This is a genomic window from Phocaeicola sartorii JCM 17136 = DSM 21941 (assembly GCF_054653615.1).
In genome coordinates, this window is sequence record NZ_BAAIFW010000005.1 from 1,275,210 (window position 1) to 1,296,416 (window position 21,207).

The 21,207-nt window shown below is 44.4% G+C and carries 13 protein-coding genes; 5 read left to right on the forward strand and 8 right to left on the reverse strand.

The features are described 5' to 3' along the window. The first annotated feature begins 36 nt into the window (after positions 1 to 36). Positions 37 to 1,206, forward strand: a complete 1,170-nt coding sequence (locus ACYQ0C_RS05340) for a MalY/PatB family protein (protein WP_016278482.1) — start codon at positions 37 to 39, stop codon at positions 1,204 to 1,206. Positions 1,207 to 1,259: 53 nt separating this feature from the next. Here the strand turns inward: ACYQ0C_RS05340 and ACYQ0C_RS05345 are convergent, their stop codons facing one another. From ACYQ0C_RS05345 to ACYQ0C_RS05380, 8 genes are all read right to left on the reverse strand, one after another. Beyond that, positions 1,260 to 1,577 carry an exocyst complex component 4 gene (locus ACYQ0C_RS05345; protein WP_025076642.1) on the reverse strand — a complete coding sequence of 106 codons (318 nt, stop codon included), beginning with the start codon at positions 1,575 to 1,577 and terminating at the stop codon, positions 1,260 to 1,262. Between the two features lie 143 nt (positions 1,578 to 1,720). Next, entirely contained in the window at positions 1,721 to 2,629 is a 909-nt protein-coding gene (locus tag ACYQ0C_RS05350) for an Rpn family recombination-promoting nuclease/putative transposase (RefSeq protein WP_016278483.1), read from the reverse strand. 715 nt (positions 2,630 to 3,344) lie between these two features. Beyond that, the gene (locus ACYQ0C_RS05355; RefSeq protein WP_016278485.1) at positions 3,345 to 4,295 is read right to left on the reverse strand and encodes a tetratricopeptide repeat protein; all 951 of its coding nucleotides are present in this window, start codon (positions 4,293 to 4,295) and stop codon (positions 3,345 to 3,347) included. A 14-nt stretch (positions 4,296 to 4,309) separates the two neighbouring features. Beyond that, entirely contained in the window at positions 4,310 to 6,523 is a 2,214-nt protein-coding gene (locus ACYQ0C_RS05360) for a beta-N-acetylglucosaminidase (RefSeq protein ID WP_025076641.1), read from the reverse strand. Between the two features lie 48 nt (positions 6,524 to 6,571). Beyond that, positions 6,572 to 8,467, reverse strand: a complete 1,896-nt coding sequence (locus ACYQ0C_RS05365; RefSeq protein ID WP_016278487.1) for a RecQ family ATP-dependent DNA helicase — start codon at positions 8,465 to 8,467, stop codon at positions 6,572 to 6,574. A gap of 113 nt (positions 8,468 to 8,580) precedes the next feature. Beyond that, positions 8,581 to 10,302, reverse strand: a complete 1,722-nt coding sequence (gene recJ / locus ACYQ0C_RS05370; RefSeq protein ID WP_175271172.1) for a single-stranded-DNA-specific exonuclease RecJ — start codon at positions 10,300 to 10,302, stop codon at positions 8,581 to 8,583. A gap of 165 nt (positions 10,303 to 10,467) precedes the next feature. Then, positions 10,468 to 11,679, reverse strand: coding sequence for a C1 family peptidase (locus ACYQ0C_RS05375; RefSeq protein WP_025018249.1), 1,212 nt, complete (start codon positions 11,677 to 11,679; stop codon positions 10,468 to 10,470). Positions 11,680 to 11,707: 28 nt separating this feature from the next. Beyond that, on the reverse strand, positions 11,708 to 13,099 hold the full coding sequence (locus ACYQ0C_RS05380; RefSeq protein ID WP_016278490.1) for an aminopeptidase P family protein: 1,392 nt from the start codon (positions 13,097 to 13,099) through the stop codon (positions 11,708 to 11,710). A 144-nt stretch (positions 13,100 to 13,243) separates the two neighbouring features. Here ACYQ0C_RS05380 and ACYQ0C_RS05385 point away from each other — a divergent pair, with 144 nt between their 5' ends. The 4 genes from ACYQ0C_RS05385 to ACYQ0C_RS05400 all read left to right on the forward strand — a co-directional run bounded on the left by ACYQ0C_RS05385 (position 13,244) and on the right by ACYQ0C_RS05400 (position 21,180). Continuing rightward, on the forward strand, positions 13,244 to 14,083 hold the full coding sequence (locus tag ACYQ0C_RS05385) for a patatin-like phospholipase family protein (protein WP_016278491.1): 840 nt from the start codon (positions 13,244 to 13,246) through the stop codon (positions 14,081 to 14,083). Positions 14,084 to 14,170: 87 nt separating this feature from the next. Continuing rightward, positions 14,171 to 15,877: a SusR family glycan utilization regulator gene (gene susR / locus ACYQ0C_RS05390; protein WP_016278492.1), complete on the forward strand. Its 1,707-nt coding sequence runs from the start codon at positions 14,171 to 14,173 to the stop codon at positions 15,875 to 15,877. 487 nt (positions 15,878 to 16,364) lie between these two features. Beyond that, on the forward strand, positions 16,365 to 19,589 hold the full coding sequence (locus tag ACYQ0C_RS05395; RefSeq protein WP_016278493.1) for a SusC/RagA family TonB-linked outer membrane protein: 3,225 nt from the start codon (positions 16,365 to 16,367) through the stop codon (positions 19,587 to 19,589). A gap of 19 nt (positions 19,590 to 19,608) precedes the next feature. Beyond that, positions 19,609 to 21,180 carry a RagB/SusD family nutrient uptake outer membrane protein gene (locus ACYQ0C_RS05400; RefSeq protein WP_016278494.1) on the forward strand — a complete coding sequence of 524 codons (1,572 nt, stop codon included), beginning with the start codon at positions 19,609 to 19,611 and terminating at the stop codon, positions 21,178 to 21,180. The last annotated feature ends 27 nt before the right edge of the window (positions 21,181 to 21,207 follow it).

The following is a 21,207-nucleotide window of genomic DNA, read 5'->3' on the forward strand; positions in this document are numbered from 1 at the left end:
CCTATATTTGGGCGACAATTCCTAAAAATAGAAATAATGAAATACAATTTTGACAAAGTGATAGATCGCAGCGGTACGTCTGCTGAGAAACTGGAAGGGCTGAAGCAAATTTGGGGACGCACGGATCTGATCCCCTTATGGGTGGCCGATATGGATTTCGCCACAGCTCCTTTTGTGACGGATGCGATCCGTAAGCGTTGCGAGAATGAAGTCCTGGGCTATACCGGTAAACCGGACAGTTATTACAATGCTATTATAAACTGGGTAAAACTGCGTTATGATCTGACTGTGGCCAAGGAAATGATAAATTTTGTTCCCGGCATTGTACCGGGCATCGGTATGGCTATGAATTGTTTTACCCGAAAAGGGGATAAGGTAATGATTCAACCGCCTGTTTATCATCCTTTTGCATGGGTGACCACCCGTAATGAGCGTACACTGGTCACCAATCCGCTGAAGTGGGAGAACGGAATGTACCGTATGGATTTGGATGCCTTCCGTGAACAGATAAAGGGTTGCAAGCTCTTTATCTTGTGTAATCCTCACAATCCCGGTGGCGTGGTTTGGAGAGAAGAAGAGCTAAGCGCGATAGCCGATATCTGTTATGATGAGAAAGTATTGGTCTTCTCGGATGAGATTCATGCCGATCTCACTTTGCCTCCTCATAAGCATCGTCCTTTTGCTACTATCAGTGAAAAGGCCAGGATGAATTCCGTTACTTTTATGTCTCCCAGCAAGGCATTCAATATGCCGGGGCTGTCCGCTTCCCATGCTATTATTTTTAATGAAGAATTGCAGCGGCAGTTCCGTACCTATATAGATGCCGGCGAGCTGGATATGGGGCATGTGTTTGCTTTCCTGTCTGTTGAGGCGGCTTATAGCCATGGAACGGAATGGCTGGATCAATGCTTGGCCTATATACAAGGGAATATTGATTATGTGGATGAATTTCTCAAATTCCACACTCCTAAAATCAAAGCGATCCGTCCCGAGGCTTCCTATCTGGTGTGGCTGGATTGCCGTGAGTTAGGGTTGACGCAGGAGGCATTGAATGATTTCTTTGTGGATAAAGCGCATCTGGCACTGAATGATGGGGCAATGTTCGGTAAAGAGGGCACCGGATTCATGCGCTTGAATGTAGCAAGCCCGCGTTGCATTCTTGAAAAGGCCATGGGACAACTGGCTGAGGCTTATCAGTTAGTATAAGGTAATAAATGATAACGTGTCTCTGCTGTTTATAGGCTAATCCCATATCCCTTTCAGAAAATCCTCCAATTTAGCGTCACTGGCCAACCCCAGTCTTTTAACCGGTGTAGGGCAGGAATATAATCGGGATAGAAGGCTGTGAAGCTGCGGCGGAACTCAGCTTCCTTGTCGGAACTGAGAATTTCGGTGCTGATTTTCATCCGAAGGTCGCTGACAACGTTCTGTTTCGACACGGCATCCAGGCGCGAAGACATTTCGTTGAGCCGGCTGGATGTTGTGTGCAGTTCTTGTGTTAATGAAGCATTATGCCGGCTTAACTCTTGTTTTGCCTTGAACAATGCCTCGTATATACGGACTTTCGCAAAAAACACCTTTTACGAGGGCTAAACTCTGAAATTTAGTGCTATATTTGCCGGACAAGATTTTTAAGTATTAACCCCGTCCATGACTCCCAAGGCTGTGACCGTTGGTTCGGGCAGGCTATTTAGGTAACCCGGAGATTGGCTTTTCCTACCTACAAAGCATCAATCTCTTCGGCAGACAGTCCCGTAATCCGGGAAATAAAAGAATATTCCAGGCCCATCTCCTTCATTTTACGGGCATTGGATAAGCGTTCCTCCTCACGACCTTCCTCTCTACCTTCTTTACGCCCCTCCTCACGGCCTTTCTGCAATCCCCTCTGTTCCCCTTTCCATTCCGCCGTATCAATTACATTGGTCAGGTCACGGTAAACCTTCAGGCTCTCCTCGTATTCCATACGCTTGACGGGAGTGAACTTCGCTATCTCGGCAGCCTCAAAAAGACGGGTAAAGATACGTTCCTGCAAGGCGGCAGGACGCTCCAGCAAACGGGAAAGATTGTGCAACACGAACATCCATTTGTCAAACAGTGTAACCAGTTCCTCCTCACTCTTATGGAATTTGGGCATTTCCAAGTAGATAAAGGTCAGCTTGTCATAAAAGACTTCCTTGCGGTGAATATCCATCAGTTTCACCTCATGGTGAAAATAATTCTCGTCATCACTGTCTTCATCAAACACAAAGTTCAGAATGCCCACAGTATATACAGCCTTCAGTTCATAATTCCAGTCGCCACGCTTTGCCTGCTCGCGGATGGGAAAAGAAGCATAAAACACGCTCCGGTCCTTGAAGAACTTCTGACCCGCCTTCTGCATCTCGACGATGAATTTTTCACCCGCCGTATTCTCGCAATACACGTCAAAGACTGCCTTGCGGTCCAGCTCCGCCATGCCCAGATGCTCGGCGTTGAGATAGGTCACATCCGTTATATCGTGCTCCAAATGAAGCAGGGAGTTCAGGAAACCTATGAGCAAGTCCTTGTTCATAGGCGTACCGAAAAGGAGCTTGAAACCGAAATCGGTATAAGGGTTTATGTATCTGTCGGGAAATTCATTGGTCAGCATAACGGCTCGTCTTTTATCGTTCTGACTACAAAGATAACAAATAATTATTCATTGTTATTTTCCGCACCGTATTTTTTATAGCTGCTGGTCACGGCTTTTTCATTTAAGCTTTGGGTTGGGCGTACAATATCCCTGTCCATGCCAGTGCGGCATGGATGTAATAAACCAACGCCAATAGAAAGTTGGACGCGAAAATGCTCTCATGCCCTCACTTTTGTTGTAACTGGTTTATAATGAACTGCTTATTAGTGGTGGTAGCATTATCATTAGTGAGGGCAATGCCCTCACTAATGGACGTTTAAAAATAAATTATTCCAACTTTAATGCATAACGCAAAGTGACATTTAAACAACTGCTCAAAAGGCGAAATTTGCTCAAATTCGGTGTTGTTTCACCGCAATATCTCCTCATTTTCCTCATTCACCCCCTAAGCGTTCGTTCTTATAAAGAGCCGTTTTCTCCCTTTTCTGTTCTTGCTTTTTATATGTTACAATTACTTATTCACCTAGGTGGTTAAGTCTAACCACGAGGGTGGTTAAAGTTAACCACCTAGGTGAATAGACTTAACCACGTCCGTGGTTAATGGATATTGAACTTTCAATCATCAAAGAAGAACAGTATAACACAAACTACGGAGGCCGCTATTTACGCTGTTTTGAGGCGACATATCAAGATTTTGAAATAAACAATAAATGCGAGTGGGCATGTTCCGTTGTTAAAACGGAACATTCTTGGTCATACTCTCATAATTATTGTATTGCCCGCTGATGGTCGCCTCCTTTTCAGGAGCTAACTCTATCGCTTTCTTCATATCTTCTACCGAGCCGTCTTTGTCTCCTTTCAGCAATTTGACACGGCCCCTTTCGTGATAGGCTTTGGCAAAGTCCGGATTAATTTCAATAGCCTCATCGTATACTGCCAGCGCTTTATCAAAATCTTTGTTAGCCAGATGCAGCCCGCCGGATAGCAGATAGGCTTTTTCATTAAACGGATTGAGTGAAAGCACCTGGTTAAAGCACTCCTCTGCCTGTGCAGGTTCATGGGTAGCAGCTAGAATTTCTCCTTTCAACAGCAGGGCTTGCTCGTCGTCGGGGTTGAGGCTGAGCAGTTTCTGTATGTCTTCCGCCGCATCTTTTGCCTGCTTCATTTCCCAAAGCATTTCGGCACGTAGCTGGTAGGCTTCGGTATAGTCTTCTTTCAATACGATGGCTTTGGTCAGCATGGCAATGGCGGTGATGTCTTCTTTCATGCCGATGGCGGCTTTGGCAGACAGATAGAACGATAGTGGATTTTTGTTATCCAGTGCCAATGCCTTTTGGCAGGCATCATTCATCCCCTCATAGTCTTCCTGCATATAGCAGATGCCGGCCAGTGACAGGAAGGTATTTACCTGTTCCGGATCTTTGGCGGCCATGCGGTCCAGCGTGATGCGGGCATCATCCAGCCGGTTTGCCTGGGTATAGGCGGTAGCCAGCAAACTGAGAGTTTCCGGTTCGTCGTCGATGGCGACCGCTTCTTCAAAGCATTTGATGGCGTAGGGCAGTTTGCCCATACGCTGGGCACGGATGCCGTCGTATTTTAAAATCTCGAAGTTCTTTTTGTTATTTTTCTCTTTCTCGGTTTCGGGGGTGCTGTTTCCACCGAATAAGGATTTAAATAAGCCCATAATTGATAGTTGTTTTATTTGTCTACGGTTATAATGAATCGTCTGAGGTAAATTTCCTGTTCTTGATTCTGTATGTTGGTAAAACGTACGGCCTTTATCGGTCTCTGTTGCAGGTCAACCGTCAACCGGTTCTTTTCTTGCTTGAAATTCACTTGGATCCAATCCGTTCCGTTATCGGATATTTCAAGCTTGCCCCAAGCGGCTGTTTCCGGTTTGCCGAAATCAATATCTATGCTTTTGCCGGGGTAAACCCGGTCCAGTTCTACGGTGAATGAGCCTTTGCCCGGCCATTTGATTACTTCCAGTGCCGGAGATATCTGGATGCGGTTGGTCTTTACCTGCAAGGGCAGGTTCTTTATCTGACTGATGTCGCTGACCAATGTATGTGGCATATAGTCGGTTTCCGCATTCAGCTGTGTGTGATGCTTTTGGTTATAATGCCGGGTGACAGTGGCAAAAGTTTGGTCAATCAAGGGTTTGATTACTTTTCCGGCGGTTTTTACTCCGGGCTGATAGGGATTCTGATTGTAGGTCTGGTCAATCTGGAACATTTGTTGCTGCAAGGCTTTCACATGCTTGTATTTACGTATGAACAAGGACGGGTCATTGTTTTCATACGCCTTGACCATGGCCAGCACTTCATTGCCGGTTTCACCCAATAGCTTGAACTGATGCAGCCATGGCATGATTTCCGTTACAATCGGATGCTTGTCGGCATGGGCAATCAAAATATCACTTGACTCGCCCATTTGGCTGAAAGTCTCTTGTAAAAGGGAGAAATCTTTCTCGCTGTAAGTCTGGTTTTTCACATAGCTTTCGGTAAAACGGCGGGCTGCCGGCTGAAGGGATACGGATTCCTCGCGGCGGTATTTATGTCCGTTGGGGCCTAGATCCGAGTTATGGGCGGCAAAGAACTCCAATTCCGTAGCCGCTTCGGGCAGAATATTCATGATGGCATCTTTCCAGGCCTTCTCACTGTCATATTCAGCAGGGTTCCAGGCATAGGCGGCTACGCTGTAAATGGCTATTTTGGATGCTTCGGCATGTTCCATCGGGTTGGTGACAAAGCCGGACATCTGATCGGCTATCCGGGTGTCGTTTCCGTATACCGGCCCCATGAGCAAGTGGTCTCTGACGTAATCGGAAACCGGGAAGTTCCACCAGATATAGGCAGGACGCTTGATCCGTTCGTTTATCCATTCAATGCCGTCCTTGGTTATATCGGAAATGACACGGTCGCCTGTCCACATGATCTGTACGGACGGGTTCAGTTTGTCTCCCAGCGTGGTAAGATATCCTTTGGCCGGATCGGACCAGCTTTTGTTGTATTCCGTGGGACACATGATGAGGGGGGTGACGTCCGGTTTGGCTTTCACAAAATGCTCGTCTATGTAGTTCAGCAGTTCCGCCTGTTTCACAGGGTTGGTGCCTTCTCCTGAAATGTCATCAAAGAATACGGCGAAAGAACGGACTCCGAGCTGATACATCTTTTCAAATTTTGCCAATAGCAGCTCACGGTCTTTCTGGTTCCATTGGATGTCTTGTCCCGGATGGATGGCCCAGACGAAATCCACTTCGTTCTCGTGGGCTACTTTGACCAGTTCCTGTAATTGCCCGGCTTCCTTTTCGGGGTAGGGCAGGCGCCAGTTGGGGCAACTATGGTAGGGGTCGTCTTTAGGACCGTATATATAGGTGTTCATCTTGTTCTCGCCATAAAACTGAAGTTGGCGAAGGCGGGCTGCATGGCTCCAGGGAGTGCCGTAAAATCCTTCCACCACACCGCGGTAACGGACAGACGGATAGTCCTTTATCTCTACTTCCGGCAGCCGGTTGTCCTTTAGCAATTGCCTCAGGGTCTGCAAGGCATAATAGGTTCCGCGTTCATCGTTTCCTGCCAGAATTATTTCTTTCTGATTGATGGACAGGTAATAACCTTCCTTCTGGTTGGGAATTTGACGGGCGAATTTGCGGATAGCCTTGTCCCCTTTTTCTCCAATATAGATGCGCAAACCGGTATCGCCCGGTTGTTTTCCGCCCAATATTTTTTTTAATTCCTGTACAGCATACGGATTGGCTTCGGATTCTCCCGAAAGCCGGTAAGTTTCAGACAAACAGATTTGTCCGTCTTGTTTGGAAACTTGTTGAGGTATGGGCTGTACACCTATGTTTTGGGCAAAGATATTACAACCGGTAAAAAGACAAATGATCGCCAGATGCATTTTTTTCATGTTCTATTTTGGGGTAAAAGGTTAATAAATCGGTGGCAAAGATACGATTTATAAAGAAAGAATTCCATTTTTTAATTGTATTATTTCTTCGGAAAGCAGGTAAGAGAGTACCTTTTCCGTTTTTTCACGATTATTATCCAATTGATCCAGCAGTTCCGAAGCGGGCATGGCACTTGTTTGCAACAACTGTTTGATTTGCATTTCCAGTTCCTGGAATTCTCCCCATTTCACTCCTGAATGATGTTTGTTGAGGCATACGTCACACTGTCCGCAGTTGTGCTCGTTCTTTTCTCCGAAGTATCTGAGCAGCATGCGGCTACGGCATTTATCATCGGCTGTGGCATATTCTATCATAGCCTTGATCCGGGTGGTATAGCTTTTTTTCCGGTCTTCGTATATTTCCCGGGTCAGGACAAGGCGGTTCTTCTCCTGCCGTTCACGGGTATAGATGATATAAGGTGTCTTTTTCCGGGGAATGTAATGTATGATATGTTTGCGGGTCAGTGCCAGCAGTATTTCATAGATCCGCTGGCGGGTTAATCCGGAACGGCTCACTAGGGAATCTTCGTTGATGCAGGCATAATCGGTAAATAATCCGGTGTAAGAGCGCAGGATGATGTTTATCAGTTTTTCTGTGTCTGCATCATTTTCGTGTAGTTTATAGAGTTCGTCGCGCCGCATGGTGAAAAGAATGCGTGAGGCGTTGTCTTGCTCGTCCGTATATTCCAAATATCCGGCGCGGGTCAGGATCTTTAAAGCGCTGTCTGCCTGTACGGGGAAATGTTTGAAATTGTGGCAGAATTCATCCAGGTTGAAGGCAAAGGTGCAGCCCATGCCGTCTCCCATGGCCATTTGAAAATAGTAGTTGATGTCTTCATACACTTTCCGGATATACTCCTTGTCGGGGAATGTGTCACTGATACGCTTGTTGAGGGTGGTTTTATCACTTTGGGCGTATAGCAGGACAGCGTATGCTTTCTGTCCGTCACGGCCGGCTCGTCCCGCCTCTTGGAAATAAGCTTCGGGAGAATCGGGCATATCTATATGGATCACGATACGTACGTCCGGTTTGTCGATGCCCATGCCGAAGGCGTTGGTTGCCACCATGACACGGCTTTCTCCGGTGAGCCAGCTTTTTTGGCGTTGGTCTTTTACATCATTATTCAAACCGGCATGATAGAAAGTGGCGGTTATGCTGTTCTTGATCAGCAGTTCGGCTATCTCGCGTGTTCTTTTCCGGTTACGGGTATAGACAATGGCGCAGCCGGGCACGCTGTTTAAAATATGTAGCAGTTCTTCCTGTTTGTTTTCTGTAGAACGTACAATGTAGGCCAGGTTCTTTCTTTCGAAACTCATCCGGAAAACCTGACTGTCTTTTTTAAAACTCAGCCTGGCCTGAATGTCTGTTACAACTTCCGGGGTGGCGGTTGCTGTCAGTGCCAGGACAGGTATGTCGGGAAGAAGTTCGCGGATTTCTGCAATTTTCAGATAAGCGGGGCGGAAATCATATCCCCATTGTGAGATGCAGTGTGACTCGTCTACCGTGATCATGCTTACCTTCATGCTCCGTAGTTTGCTACGGAATATTTCGGTATTCAGCCGCTCCGGGGAGATATAAAGGAATTTATAGTCGCCGAAGATGCAGTTTTCCAGTGCGACGATGATTTCTTCACGTGTCATGCCCGAATAGACTGCCAAAGCTTTGATGCCCCGGTCTCGTAAATTACGTACCTGGTCTTTCATCAGGGCGATAAGAGGCGTGATGACCAGGCATAATCCGGGTTGGGCTAAAGCCGGAACTTGAAAGGTGATGGATTTGCCGCCACCGGTAGGCATCAGCCCTAGTGTGTCGTGACCGCTGCCTATGCTTTCAATGATTTCTTTCTGTATGCCCCGAAAGTCATCATATCCCCAATATTGTTTTAGAATTTCTTTATAGGTCATGGGAAGGAAAATAAGGAAATTATGTCAAAACTAAAATGACTTGTCATCTTGTTGCCGGTATAGATGATAACGTCATTAAAGCTTTGACATACTCCAAAGATAAATCTTTATTGTTACTCCTCACTGGGCTTTATATCTTCTATCTGCAATTGTACTTCGCCACGCTTATGCGTATTCTCCTCAATGGTATAACAAATATCAAAAGAACGTTTTGTCTTGATATAGCGTGCTTGCGAACTTTGTCCGAAAGCGATGCCGTTCATTACATTGTTTGACTTGTTGTCCACCAGCTCCAGCTTGATATGTTCCTGGTCACGCCCTACCACTTTGCTGGTACCATAATCATATACATTATGTGTACAAAAGATTGGCTTGTGGTTGTCCGGTCCGAAGGGATTGAACTTTTTCAAGTCGGCATGGAACTTCGGAGTGATATCCCGGAAGTCGATTTCTGCATCAATATCTATTACGGCGCTGGTCTGTTCCGGTAAAATATGTTCTGTGACATAGGTTTCAAAACGGCTGGTGAATTCTTCCACATTTTCCACTTTCATGGATAGTCCTGCAGCGTAAGTGTGTCCTCCAAAGTTTTCCAACAAGTCACGGCAGTGTTCGATGGCTTTGTAAACATCGAAACCTGAGACGGAACGGGCAGAACCCGTTGCCAGATTATCCGTACGGGTCAATACTACTGCCGGCCGGTAATAAATTTCTGTAAGGCGTGAGGCTACGATACCGATAACTCCTTTATGCCACGCTTCATTGTAGATGACAATGGAACGCCGGTCTGCCAGCCCTTCCAGACGATCTACAATTTGATTGGCCTCTTCGGTCATGGTCTTGTCCAAGTCCTTGCGGGTCTCATTGTACTGGTTGATTTGGTTGGCTTTCTCCAATGCTGCCGAAAAGTCCTTTTCTATAAGCAGTTCTACCGCTTCTTTTCCGTTCTGGATGCGTCCGGACGCGTTGATGCGCGGGCCTATCTTGAATACGATATCGCCTACGGTGATTTCTTTTTCTGATAATCCACATACATCGATAATGGCTTTCAGTCCTACACTGGGATTGGAGTTCAACTGCTTTAAGCCATGATATGTCAGTACCCGGTTCTCTCCCATGATAGGTACGATATCCGATGCTACACTGACAGCAACCAGATCCAATAAAGGAGTCAGTTGATGAAATTCAATGCCATTGTTCAAGGCGAAAGCCTGCATGAATTTGAAGCCTACGCCACATCCCGAAAGATGATCGTAAGGATACGTGTTGTCTGCCCGTTTGGCATTCAGAATAGCTATCGCCGGTGGCAATGTATCATCTGGTACATGGTGGTCGCAGATGATGAAATCGATACCTTTTTCTTTTGCATAAGCTATTTCCTCTACGGCTTTAATACCGCAATCCAGCACGATAATAAGCTTTACGCCTGTTTCACAGGCATAATCCACTCCTTTTACTGATACTCCGTAGCCCTCATTATACCGGTCGGGAATATAGTAGTCAATGTTCGAATAGAACTGCTGGAGAAATTTGTACACCAATGCTACGGCTGTTGTGCCGTCCACATCATAATCTCCATAAACCATGATACGTTCTTTCCTGCCCATAGCTTGGTTGAGTCGTTCTACAGCGATGCTCATATCCTTCATCAGGAATGGGTCGTGTAGCTCGTTGAGCTGGGGGCGGAAAAATCTTTTAGCCTCTGCTGCTGAGGTCATACCTCTTTCCAGCAACAACTTGCAAAGAATCGGGCTGATCCCTGTTTCCTTTGCTAATGCTTTAGCTGCTTCTGTCTGTTCTTGGCTTGGAGGTTGATAATTCCATTTGTGATTCATTTTATATATTGTTTTTTCTTTTTTCTGCTCTCGGTGACGGGGTGAGACCAACTTCTGGTTATATTTACCCAATCAATCCGTAAAGTTAGGAAAAAACAAATTAAAAAACCGCTAATTCCATATATATTTTATGGAATTAGCGGTAATACACTGTATAATAGTGGATTATTTGATGCCTAATTTCTTGGCGATTTCTTTAGGAAGTGCATTTTTATTGACTACAATATTCATGGTTTTGTAACGGGCGAATGCCTTTGAAGCATACCATAAACCATCGTATTTCCCAGCTTTGCCCCAAGAGTTCTTTACCATATAATATTCGTTTCCTTCTTGGTCTTTGGCTATACCGTAGATCAACATGCCATGATCATCGGTTGTTTCCCAATTGTCGTATGCTTCCTGGCGTTCTTCTTGTGTACACCATTTCTGAGGCTGTGGCTTGGTGTTCAGTTTCTTTTCTTCCGGTTTCATTTTCAGCCAATGCGCCATGTCCGAACCGCTTAGTTCTTGTACTTTTTCCGTGTCGGGCATTACGGCTACACCATCGCGTGTAAAGCCTTGTTCGCTGACATCGGAACCCCATGCGATTGGATAGCCGTTATAGATGGCGTTGTCGAACACTTGCATGAATTCATCAAGCGGAAGGTTGTATGATTGTCCCCAGCGCCAGTTGTCTTGAATCTCAAGAACAAATGGTTCATAGAACGGATGGTGTGTGTAAGAGGTCAATGAGATGTAATCATTGGGATTCAATCCGGTTGATTCGAAGAATGAATGGGGAGTGTATTCTTTTCCTTTATAGGTGAATTTCTCGGGACATTCACCTAAATAGATATCGTGGATGGCGGCAATAGCCTTTTTCCACAAGGGGGTATGGTTGCTGTCGGTCTGGAGTTTGCGCAGTCTTCCTTTGGCTATGGCTGCCACTACGGCGTCGGACACGGCGGTAAGCTCTGTGTGGTTGCTTAATGTATCACCATACATCACGCCGGGACGCATCACTTCTTCGGGTACCAGACCAAATTTTTTCATACCATAGATGACATCATAAAAGGATCCTCCTTGTGAAAAAGATACATCTCCGTGAGTGCGTACAGCGGCATCGGCCCGATCCAGGTAGGTCTGGTGTACAATGTACATTTCAGAAAAGTCGTACTCCCCTTTTCCCATGCGGAGTAATTCTGATTCCAGAAAAGCCATACTGGAGTAGCACCAGCAAGTACCGGCACGGCTTTGGTTCTTGACTGAAGTGATAGGCAGTTCTTTTACTGTGGTGAATACAAACCCTTCTTCCTTGGGTTCTTCTTTTTGTGCGTCTTGTGCAAAGAGGCTCATACTGCATAAACCTAATGCTGCTAATAATGTAAATCTTTTCATTTTAGAAATAATAGTTTTGTTTGTTATGTCACTCATTCATAATAGTTTCTACTTCTTCAATCGTGATGGGGATGCGCTTCTCGCCTGTAAAACGGGAGCCTTCCGGAGTAATCAGAATATCATCTTCCAGGCGGATGCCTCCAAAATCCTTGAATTTCTCGATAGCATCAAAGTTCAGGAAGTCTGTATGCATTTTCTCTGCTTTCCATTTGTCTATCAAAGCGGGGATAAAATAGCAGCCGGGTTCATCAGTAATTACAAAACCTTCTTGCAAACGGCGTCCCATGCGCAGAGATGCCAGGCCAAACTGGGAAGAAGGCCGGATTTCATCATCGTATCCTACATAAATTTGTCCCAAATCTTCCATGTCATGTACGTCCAATCCCATCATATGTCCTAATCCATGAGGCAGGAATAAGGCGTGTGCACCGGCGGCGACGGCTTCTTCTACATTACCTTTCATGAGTCCCAGGTCTTTTAATCCTTGAGCTAGTACTTTGCACACTTCCAGGTGCACAGACATATAAGTTATGCCCGGACGGGTTATTTCCAACGCTTTATCATGGCAGGCCAATACAATGTTGTATATATCTTTCTGCCGTCCTTCAAATTTACCTCCTACTGGTACGGTGCGTGTATGATCTGAGCAATAATTGGTCACTCTTTCAGCTCCGGCATCTGTCAGCATCATGCGGCCTACCTCTAATATATGGCTGTGGTCATGGTTGTGCAATGTTTCCCCATGCTGGGTCAGGATGGTGGCGAATGAGGTCATGCTTCCATAAGAAGCGGCGATGCCATCCAATACTCCGGCGATATATTGTTCCTTTACTCCCGGTTTGCACAGGCGCATGGCGGCCGTGTGCATTTCGTAACCTATATTACATGCCAGGTCGATTTCCGCTATTTCGCAAGCTTCTTTTACGGAGCGTAAATCAACTACGGCTTTTATCAGTTCTACAGAAGCGTATTTCTTTACTATGGCTGCACGGATACCGGTCAAGTCTTCCAATAACATCATATTGTCGAACCGGTAGGGAGGGAGGAAGTGCACTTTTCTGCCTTGTGCGACAGCTTTTCCTATCATTTCTTTCAGTTGGGCAAATGGAAAACTTTTCTGGATTCCTACTTGTGCGGCCAGATCTTTCACACTGGGCTGGGGACCCATCCAAATAATGTCATCCATGTCCACATCATTTCCGAAGAAATAATCTTCTCCGGCTTCTATATCCATTACGCCTGCATATCCGGGGTGGGAATGACCGAAAAAGTAGAGGAATGAGCTGTCCTGACGGAATTTATATGTGTTATCCGGATAGTTTGCCGGAGCTTCATTGTTACCTAGTATAAGGATAATGCCATTTTGCACTTTATCTCTAAGTGCCTGACGGCGTCTTTGATAAGTTGAGGAATCAAACATGGTTAACATTGTTTTAATTTGATGATTTATTTATCTGTTTTGCAAATATACGAAATTAAATTTTAAAAAAAATGCAGATGTACAATGAAAAAGATATCTTTGCGATGAACATTGCTTGCTGATAGATTATTTTTTATAAAATAGATGGAAATAGACGAGAAAACAGGATTGGTATTGGAAGGAGGCGGTATGCGTGGAGTGTTTACTTGCGGTGTACTCGATTATATGATGGATCATGCTATTTGGTTCCCATACGGGATCGGTGTGTCTGCCGGAGCGTGTAATGGTCTTTCATATATGTCACGCCAGCGGGGGAGAGCCAAGTTCAGCAATATTGATTTATTGGATAAATATCACTATATCAGTATCAGGCATTTGTGGCGCAAGCATTGCATCCTTGACCAGAATTTGTTGTATGATCAGTTCCCAAAGCAAATTCTTCCTTATGATTATAAGGCGTATGCCGAGAATCCTGCCCGTTTTGAGATGGTGACAACCAGTTGTGTGACAGGAAGGGCCTGTTATTTGGAGGAGAAGCAAGATGCCGACCGTATCATAGCTATTGTGAAGGCATCCAGCAGCCTGCCTTATGTTTGCCCTATTACGTATGTGGATGGGGAACCGATGTTGGATGGGGGAATTGTGGATTCTATTCCGGTGGTGCGTGCCATGCAGCAGGGTTATGATAGGAATGTAGTCGTGTTGACTCGTAACAGAGGATATCGTAAGAAAGAAAAAGATATCAAGATTCCCCATTTTATTTACAAGAAATATCCTCGGTTGCGTGTAGCATTGAGTAAGCGTTGCCAGGTGTATAATGAACAGCTTGAGCTGGTGGAGCAACTGGAGGATGAAGGAAAGATATGGGTAATCCGTCCGGTCCGACGGATGGAGGTGGATCGTATCGAAACGGATATCAAGAAGCTGACCGCTCTTTATGAGGAAGGTTATATCTGCGCAAAGAGGGTGTTAGAAGGAATTTAAGTCCTAAATAAGTGACTTTTTTGTAAAATATAAGTTCTGTTTCAATTGATTGGCTTATATTTGTGCCTTGTTATAATGAGGAATACTATGAGAAATTTATTCGTCTTTTGGATTTTGCTTATTTCTGCTCCTTTGTCTGCTTCTCCTTATAGTGCTGAAATAGAGTCGCTTTTATGTAAGTTGGATTCATTGGTTGCACGGAAAAATGAGTTTGTTGCGGCTAAGGAGGAAAAGATAGATCAGCTTCGTAGGCAGAGAAAGAATGTCCGGACACTGGAAGAGCAGTATTGGCTGAACAAAATGTTTTATGATGAATATTTTGTGTATAATGCAGATTCTGCCATGTTTTATGTAGATAAGAACCTGTCCATAGCTTGTGAAATTGACCGGAGAGAGTGGCAGGCCGAATGGAAAATTAAGAAATCGTTCTTATTGGCTGCCACCGGACTGTTGAAAGAAGCATTGGATGAACTGCAAGGTGTTTCGGGACAATTGCTTGCTCCTGAGTTGAAAGTGGAATATTACGGGCAGATGATGTATCTTTATTCCCATTTCGGGCAATATTCGGGGAATGATAATATGGGTAATCTTCGTGAAGGATATTATCAGAAAGAAGGAGCGTATAAAGATTCTATTTATGCTACCATAACTTCTCAAGATCCTTTTTACTTATGGTATAAGGGGTGGAAGTTTTTGGGAACTTCCGAATCCGGTCCGGTAAAGAAAGAATTATTGGAGGAGGTTGCCGCTTCGCGTCTGGAAACTCGGAGGGATGCAATGAATGCCTATATTCTGGCATGTCTCTATCGCGAAGGGGGACAGCAGGATGCTTATCTAAAATATATGGCTCTTTCGGCCATGGCAGATGTGCGTACAGCCAACAAGGACATTGCTTCTTTGGAGGAGTTGGCAAAGGCATTGTTCGAATTGGGGGATATTGATCGTGCTTATATCTATATTAATTATTGTCTTCAGAATGCTCAGCTCTATCGCAATCGTGTGCGTGTGGTTGGCATTTCGGAAGTGCAGGATGCTATTCATCAGGCCTATTTGGAACGTAACCGGATGCAGGAAGCACGCCTGCATGTGTTTTTGATAGTGGTAAGTGTCCTTTCTGTGGTGCTGCTTGTTGCTATTCTTTATATATACAGGCAGATGAAGCATCTTTCCAACTCGCGCACCAAATTGAACGAGGTCAATCACTTGCTGAACAAACATGTGGACGAACTTTCACAAGCGCATACGCGGTTGGCGGAAGTGAACGGGCAGTTACAATCTCTGAACAGACAGTTGAAGGAGGCAAACTGCCAATTACGCGAGTCCAATTATGTAAAGGAAGAGTATATTGGTTATGTGTTTGCAATCTGTTCCAACTACATCAGCAAGTTGGATGAATTTCGCAAAAATATCAATCGTAAGATTAAGGTAAAACAGTTTGAGGACATTAAGGTGCTGACAGATACTCCTGCCATGGCACAGACTGAGCTGAAAGAATTTTACCATAACTTCGATGCCATTTTTCTACATGTCTATCCTGATTTTGTGAATGATTTCAATGCTCTGCTGCAACCCGACGAACGAATTATGCTGAAAGAAGGAGAATTGTTGAATACAGAGTTGCGCATCTATGCCTTGGTTCGTTTGGGGATCAATGATAGCATAAAAATAGCCGAATTTTTGCATTGTTCTCCGCAAACGGTTTATAATTATCGGTTGAAGACGCGTAATAAAGCTATTATTCCGAAAGAAGAGTTTGCCGATACGGTGAGGTCGTTAGGCAAGATGCAGGAATAGTAGTTCCGAAGTCTTGATTTATAAGCTATTCGGGTTTATGCCGTACCTAAGGTGTTCCTGTTGCATGTCTAAGGTTTTTCATGCGGGATATTAGTATATCGTACTATGATGCGATATACGTCTTTCGTACGTGCAGATATATTAATCTGCAAGATAAAAAATTTTAGCGAATTGTTTTGAAATGATTAGCAGGTCTATTAAGTATGATTGGTATAACTGCTATCCTTGTCATGGCTTCTGCTATTTTTCTCTGGTTTTAACCTGTCTTTTTAGCATAATTTCTTATTGATGAAGTTCCTTGTTCTCTACCTTTAGTTTACTTTTTAGTGAAAAATGGCTTGTGCAATGTATTGAAAATCAGTATGATTTAAATATTTCCGGTTTACTTTTGCTTTTTACTTGTCCATATACGGTATAATAGCTCATGCTATCTTTGCACAGACGAAAGTCAGAGAAAAAATGAGTGCTAACTTTAATGTTTTAATGTATGAAAAACGATTCTAATCGAAGACAAGCAATCAGATACGTCTTATCAGCCTGTTGCTTGTTGCTTTTCTTTTCTATCGGAATGTTCGCCCAGTCAATAAGGGTGAAGGGAAATGTGAAAGATGCAACCGGTGAACCTGTCATCGGTGCCAGTGTGTTGGTAAAAGGTACGACTAATGGTACGATTACCGATTTTGACGGTAACTTTGAATTGAACGATGTATCGGGCGATGCGGTTATTGAAGTCACTTTTGTAGGCTATTTGCCGCAAGAGGTCAAAGTTTCTTCTACCCCTCTAAACATTATCTTAAAAGAAGATACCAAAACTTTGGATGAAGTGGTGGTAATTGGTTATGGTGTCCAGAAAAAGAGTGTGGTTACTGCTTCTATTGCTAAAGTAGGTTCGGACGAATTGGGAAAAACGGCTCCTGTTCGTGTGGACAACGCTCTGAAGGGGCTTGTGTCTGGTGTGCAAGTGACACTGGCTTCCGGCCAGCCCGGCAGTGGCAGTAAAATCCGGATACGCGGTAATGGTACAATTAATAACTCTGATCCTCTTTATATAGTAGATGGAATGCCGATTGAAGGCGGTATTGATTATCTGAATCCCAGTGATATAGAGAGCATCGAGGTGCTGAAGGATGCCGCTTCGGGTGCTGTGTATGGTGCACGTGCAGCGAATGGAGTTGTTTTGGTGACAACCAAATCCGGCAAGATTGGAAAGACTACCGTGCAGTATGATTTTTCTTACGGATGGCAGAATCCGTGGCGTCGTCGCAGTGTGCTAGGTGCTGCCGACTATAAGATGATGATGACTGAGGCGGCTGTGAACAAGGATAACGATACGCGCTTTAATACGGGGAATCTCACCACGGCTGAGCAGGATGCTATCGGTGCCAAGTTGTCAAGTTTTGGCAATGCCGATACCGATTGGTTGAAGGAGACATTTAATGCGGACGCTCCGGTACAAAATCATCAGTTGAGTGTAAGTGGTGCTACGGATAAGTTAAACTATTTCCTTTCATTGGGTTACTATGAGCAAGAAGGTATTGTAGGTGGTAATTTTGGACGAAGCAATTACAGGCGTATGACTATCAGAACCAACACCACTTATACTTTGTTTGATAAATCGGGAGAACGCAACTGGCTTCATGGTATGACAGTGGGTGTCAATGCTGCTTATTCACGTATTAAAAACACCAGTATTGAAACGAACTCTCTTACAGGATCGGCTGTGGGCAATGCCATGTTTTTAACTCCGTTGATGAGTGTTTATCCGAGTAGCGAGGAGGATTTGATAAAGCGTACTGCTAATGATGTAGCCAAATATGGTCCGTTGGTGGCTGACGGCAATGGCCGTTTGTATAATGTACCCGCTTCTGATTTTAATGAAATATCCAATCCGTTAGCTTATTTGTCGTTGCCGGGTACAAAAAATAACAGCGACAAGTTTGTGGCCAATTTCTTTGCAGAACTTAAACTTTGGGATAATTTGAAATATCGTGCGTCGTATGGCACGGATCTTTCTTTTTGGGGAAATGATGGGTATGATTATCCATACTTTCTTAATACCAATGCCCATAATGACAAATCCGGAGCATGGTCGGAAATGAACCGCGGTTGCAGATGGCAGCTTGAAAATGTCTTGACTTATGACAAAACAATCGGCTTCCATTCATTTGCTGTAGTTTTGGGACAGTCTGCCATTAAATATACTGGTCGCATATTGGGGGGCTCTGCTCAGGATTTAATTGATATTGACGGCAGCAAGGCCAGCATTGATTTTACTTCCGGTTTGAAGACGGATGGCAAACGCGATGTCTATGGCGGAGCATTTGACCCTCATACTTTGGCTTCTTACTTCGGTCGTTTTTCTTACAACTATGCAGAGCGTTATATGGCTCAGTTTACGATCCGCCGCGATGGATCTTCTAATTTCGGCCCGAACAACAAATGGGGTACATTCCCGTCCGTATCTTTGGGATGGAATGTCACTAATGAGAGTTTCATGACTAAACGTCCCGAATGGTTGAGTGCTGTCAAGCTTCGTTTAAGCTGGGGAAAGAATGGTAACGAGAATATCGGTGCGTTCCGTTACACCGCCAATGTGGCTATGGGCAACAATTATCCGTTTGGCGGAGGTTCGAATCAGATTGTAAATGGTGGCAGCAAGCCTACCGGTACTCCTAACGCAGACTTGAAGTGGGAAGAGAGCGAACAATATGATGCGGGTCTTGACTTTGGTTTCTTTAATAATTCGTTGACATTTACTGTAGATTGGTTCAAGAAGAAAACCAATGGTATGCTGAAAACCATGAGTATCCCCAGTTATTTGGGTGAATCGTTGCCTTGGGGGAATGTGGGTGATATGGAAAACAGTGGTATTGAGTTTGAAGCCGGTTACAAATTTCGTAGCGGCGACTGGGCGTTCAATGTCAATGCTAATATAAGCTACTTGAAGAATAAGTTGGTCAGACTTGGTAATGCCAGTGGCTTTGAAGCATACGATAATGTACATCAGATCGGTAACGTGAGCCGTGCCGAAGAAGGTCAGCCTTATCCATTCTTTTATGGTTACAAAACAGCGGGTGTTTTTCAGAATCAGGCTCAGATCGATGCTTATGTGAACAGTAAAGGGGAAAAATTGCAACCTAACGCCCAGCCGGGTGACGTTATCTTTGTAGATAACGATGGTAATGGTGTGATAGATTCCGACGACCAGACTAAGATTGGCAAGGGAGATCCTGACTGGACGTATGGATTCAATTTCAATGCCAGTTGGAGAGGTCTTGATTTTTCTATGCTTTGGTCGGGTGCCATAGGGAATGATATCTTTGATGCAACTCGTCGTGTAGATTTGCGTTATGTGAATCTGGCAGAAGAGATGCTTGACCGCTGGCATGGTGAAAATACGTCCAATTCGATGCCGCGTTTCACATGGGACGGTGGTCCGAACCACAACAACCAGGTATCTGATTTGTATATTAAGAATGGTTCTTATGTACGTTTGAAAAATATCCAGTTGGGCTATACCCTTCCGGAGGTTTTGACGAAAAATGTGTTCATTTCAAGATTTCGTGTTTATGTTGCTGCCGAAAATCTTCTTACCTTTACAGGGTATAAAGGTTTTGAACCTGAAATATCTTATGGAACCAGTTCAGGTATAGACCGCGGTTATTATCCGCAAGCTCGCACCTTCACAGTGGGATGCAACGTAACATTCTAAACTAATAAAAAACAGGAATATGAAAAAAAATATATTTGTCTGCTTGTCGCTTGCGGCGCTAGCAATGGGAACCGTTTCTTGCGGTGATGATTTCTTGACTGTAGAACCCTCTACAAAATTGGGACTTGATGGATATTATGTGACTCAGGCCCGCATAGATGAAGCCGTTACGGCTGCTTATGACCCGATGCATTGGTATGACTATTTTTCCGGATGGTGTCCTCTGTTTCTTGTGTCGGATGCTCAAGGAGATGATATTTATGTCGGCGGTGGAAATGAACAAGATCAGGCGGAGATTCATCTTGCTTCACAATATAAGTTGACAAGCCTTATGAATTTCAAGGGAGCTTGGACTACAAGTTATTCTGGGATTAATCGTTCAAATCTTGTAATAGCTGATGCCGAAAAGGCGGATTTGCCAGAAGATGTGAAAAAACATTATATTGCGGAAAGTAAGGTGACACGTGCTTTTTATTATAACCAGTTATGGAAATTTTGGGGAAATGTTCCGTATTATGATGTGAATTTGACTTTCCCGTACATTGCCGAGCAAAAATCGGCAGATGAAATTTATCGGCTGGTTACGGCAGATTTGAAGGAAGTGCTTGACAGTAAGGCATTGCCTATGAAAGAAACGGCGGTTCGTTCCGGACATGCTACTTGGGCTTTTGCTGCCATGCTTTATGCGGACTTTGTTATGTATCAGAAAGACGAGGCTGCTTATCCTCAGGCACTTGCTTATATGAAAGAGATCATTAATTCCGGCCAATATAAATTAATGAATGAGTTTGGTGCTATTTGGGAGCAGGAGAATGAATGGTGTGATGAATCAATTTTCGAAATCAACTATTATGCTAAAGGAGGTATTCGTGACTGGGGAGATGCCAATAAACCTGGTGGTACGGTAGTTCCGGCTATGATTGGTGTGGATGGTTTGTCCGGCTCACCGGATTATGTCGGCGGATGGGGATTCTGCGATGTGTCCAAAGAAGTTTACGATATATATGAGGAAACCGACCAACGTCGTGACGGTGGTATCCTTTGCATGGAAAAATATATTGCAGACTGTGCGGCTAGGGGGATTGTCGTGAAATATGGAGGGCGTTACCAGAATACCGGACTTTTTTTGCGTAAATACATCGGGCGTATAGGTGGCAATGACGGTGCTACGAAATCGGGTGATTTGAACTGGGATAATAATCAGCGCATTTTCCGTTATGCTGAAACGTTATTGAATGCAGCCGAACTGGCTCTTCGTACAGGAGATCAAGGAACTGCCCAGATTTATTATAATATAGTCCGCAGCCGTGCAAATGTTTCTGAAAAAGTGGTTTCTTTGGATAATCTGCTGGAAGAACGTCGTCTGGAGTTTGTAGGTGAAGGCAAGCGCTATTATGATCTAGTTCGTTTCGGTAAAGCCGCAGAAGTGTTGAAACCCGGTGGAGGTATGGTGCTGAATGCTGAAAAAACGGAATATAGTGTGGTGGGCAATCCTAATCGTCTTCAGTGGACGGAAAGCAAGAAGTATATGCCGATTCCTCAAGATGAAATTGAAGCAGCTCAGGGTACACTTGTTCAGAATCCGTATTGATTTTGAATGATTATTAAGTTTAAATAG

What these genes read in the sequence shown, in the direction of transcription:
- ACYQ0C_RS05340 (WP_016278482.1), top strand. Translation starts at nt 37, where the DNA reads ATGAAATACAATTTTGACAAAGTGATAGATCGCAGCGGTACGTCTGCT.
- ACYQ0C_RS05350 (WP_016278483.1), bottom strand. Translation starts at nt 2,629, where the DNA reads ATGCTGACCAATGAATTTCCCGACAGATACATAAACCCTTATACCGAT.
- ACYQ0C_RS05355 (WP_016278485.1), bottom strand. Translation starts at nt 4,295, where the DNA reads ATGGGCTTATTTAAATCCTTATTCGGTGGAAACAGCACCCCCGAAACC.
- ACYQ0C_RS05360 (WP_025076641.1), bottom strand. Translation starts at nt 6,523, where the DNA reads ATGAAAAAAATGCATCTGGCGATCATTTGTCTTTTTACCGGTTGTAAT.
- ACYQ0C_RS05365 (WP_016278487.1), bottom strand. Translation starts at nt 8,467, where the DNA reads ATGACCTATAAAGAAATTCTAAAACAATATTGGGGATATGATGACTTT.
- recJ (WP_175271172.1), bottom strand. Translation starts at nt 10,302, where the DNA reads ATGAATCACAAATGGAATTATCAACCTCCAAGCCAAGAACAGACAGAA.
- ACYQ0C_RS05375 (WP_025018249.1), bottom strand. Translation starts at nt 11,679, where the DNA reads ATGAAAAGATTTACATTATTAGCAGCATTAGGTTTATGCAGTATGAGC.
- ACYQ0C_RS05380 (WP_016278490.1), bottom strand. Translation starts at nt 13,099, where the DNA reads ATGTTTGATTCCTCAACTTATCAAAGACGCCGTCAGGCACTTAGAGAT.
- ACYQ0C_RS05385 (WP_016278491.1), top strand. Translation starts at nt 13,244, where the DNA reads ATGGAAATAGACGAGAAAACAGGATTGGTATTGGAAGGAGGCGGTATG.
- susR (WP_016278492.1), top strand. Translation starts at nt 14,171, where the DNA reads ATGAGAAATTTATTCGTCTTTTGGATTTTGCTTATTTCTGCTCCTTTG.
- ACYQ0C_RS05395 (WP_016278493.1), top strand. Translation starts at nt 16,365, where the DNA reads ATGAAAAACGATTCTAATCGAAGACAAGCAATCAGATACGTCTTATCA.
- ACYQ0C_RS05400 (WP_016278494.1), top strand. Translation starts at nt 19,609, where the DNA reads ATGAAAAAAAATATATTTGTCTGCTTGTCGCTTGCGGCGCTAGCAATG.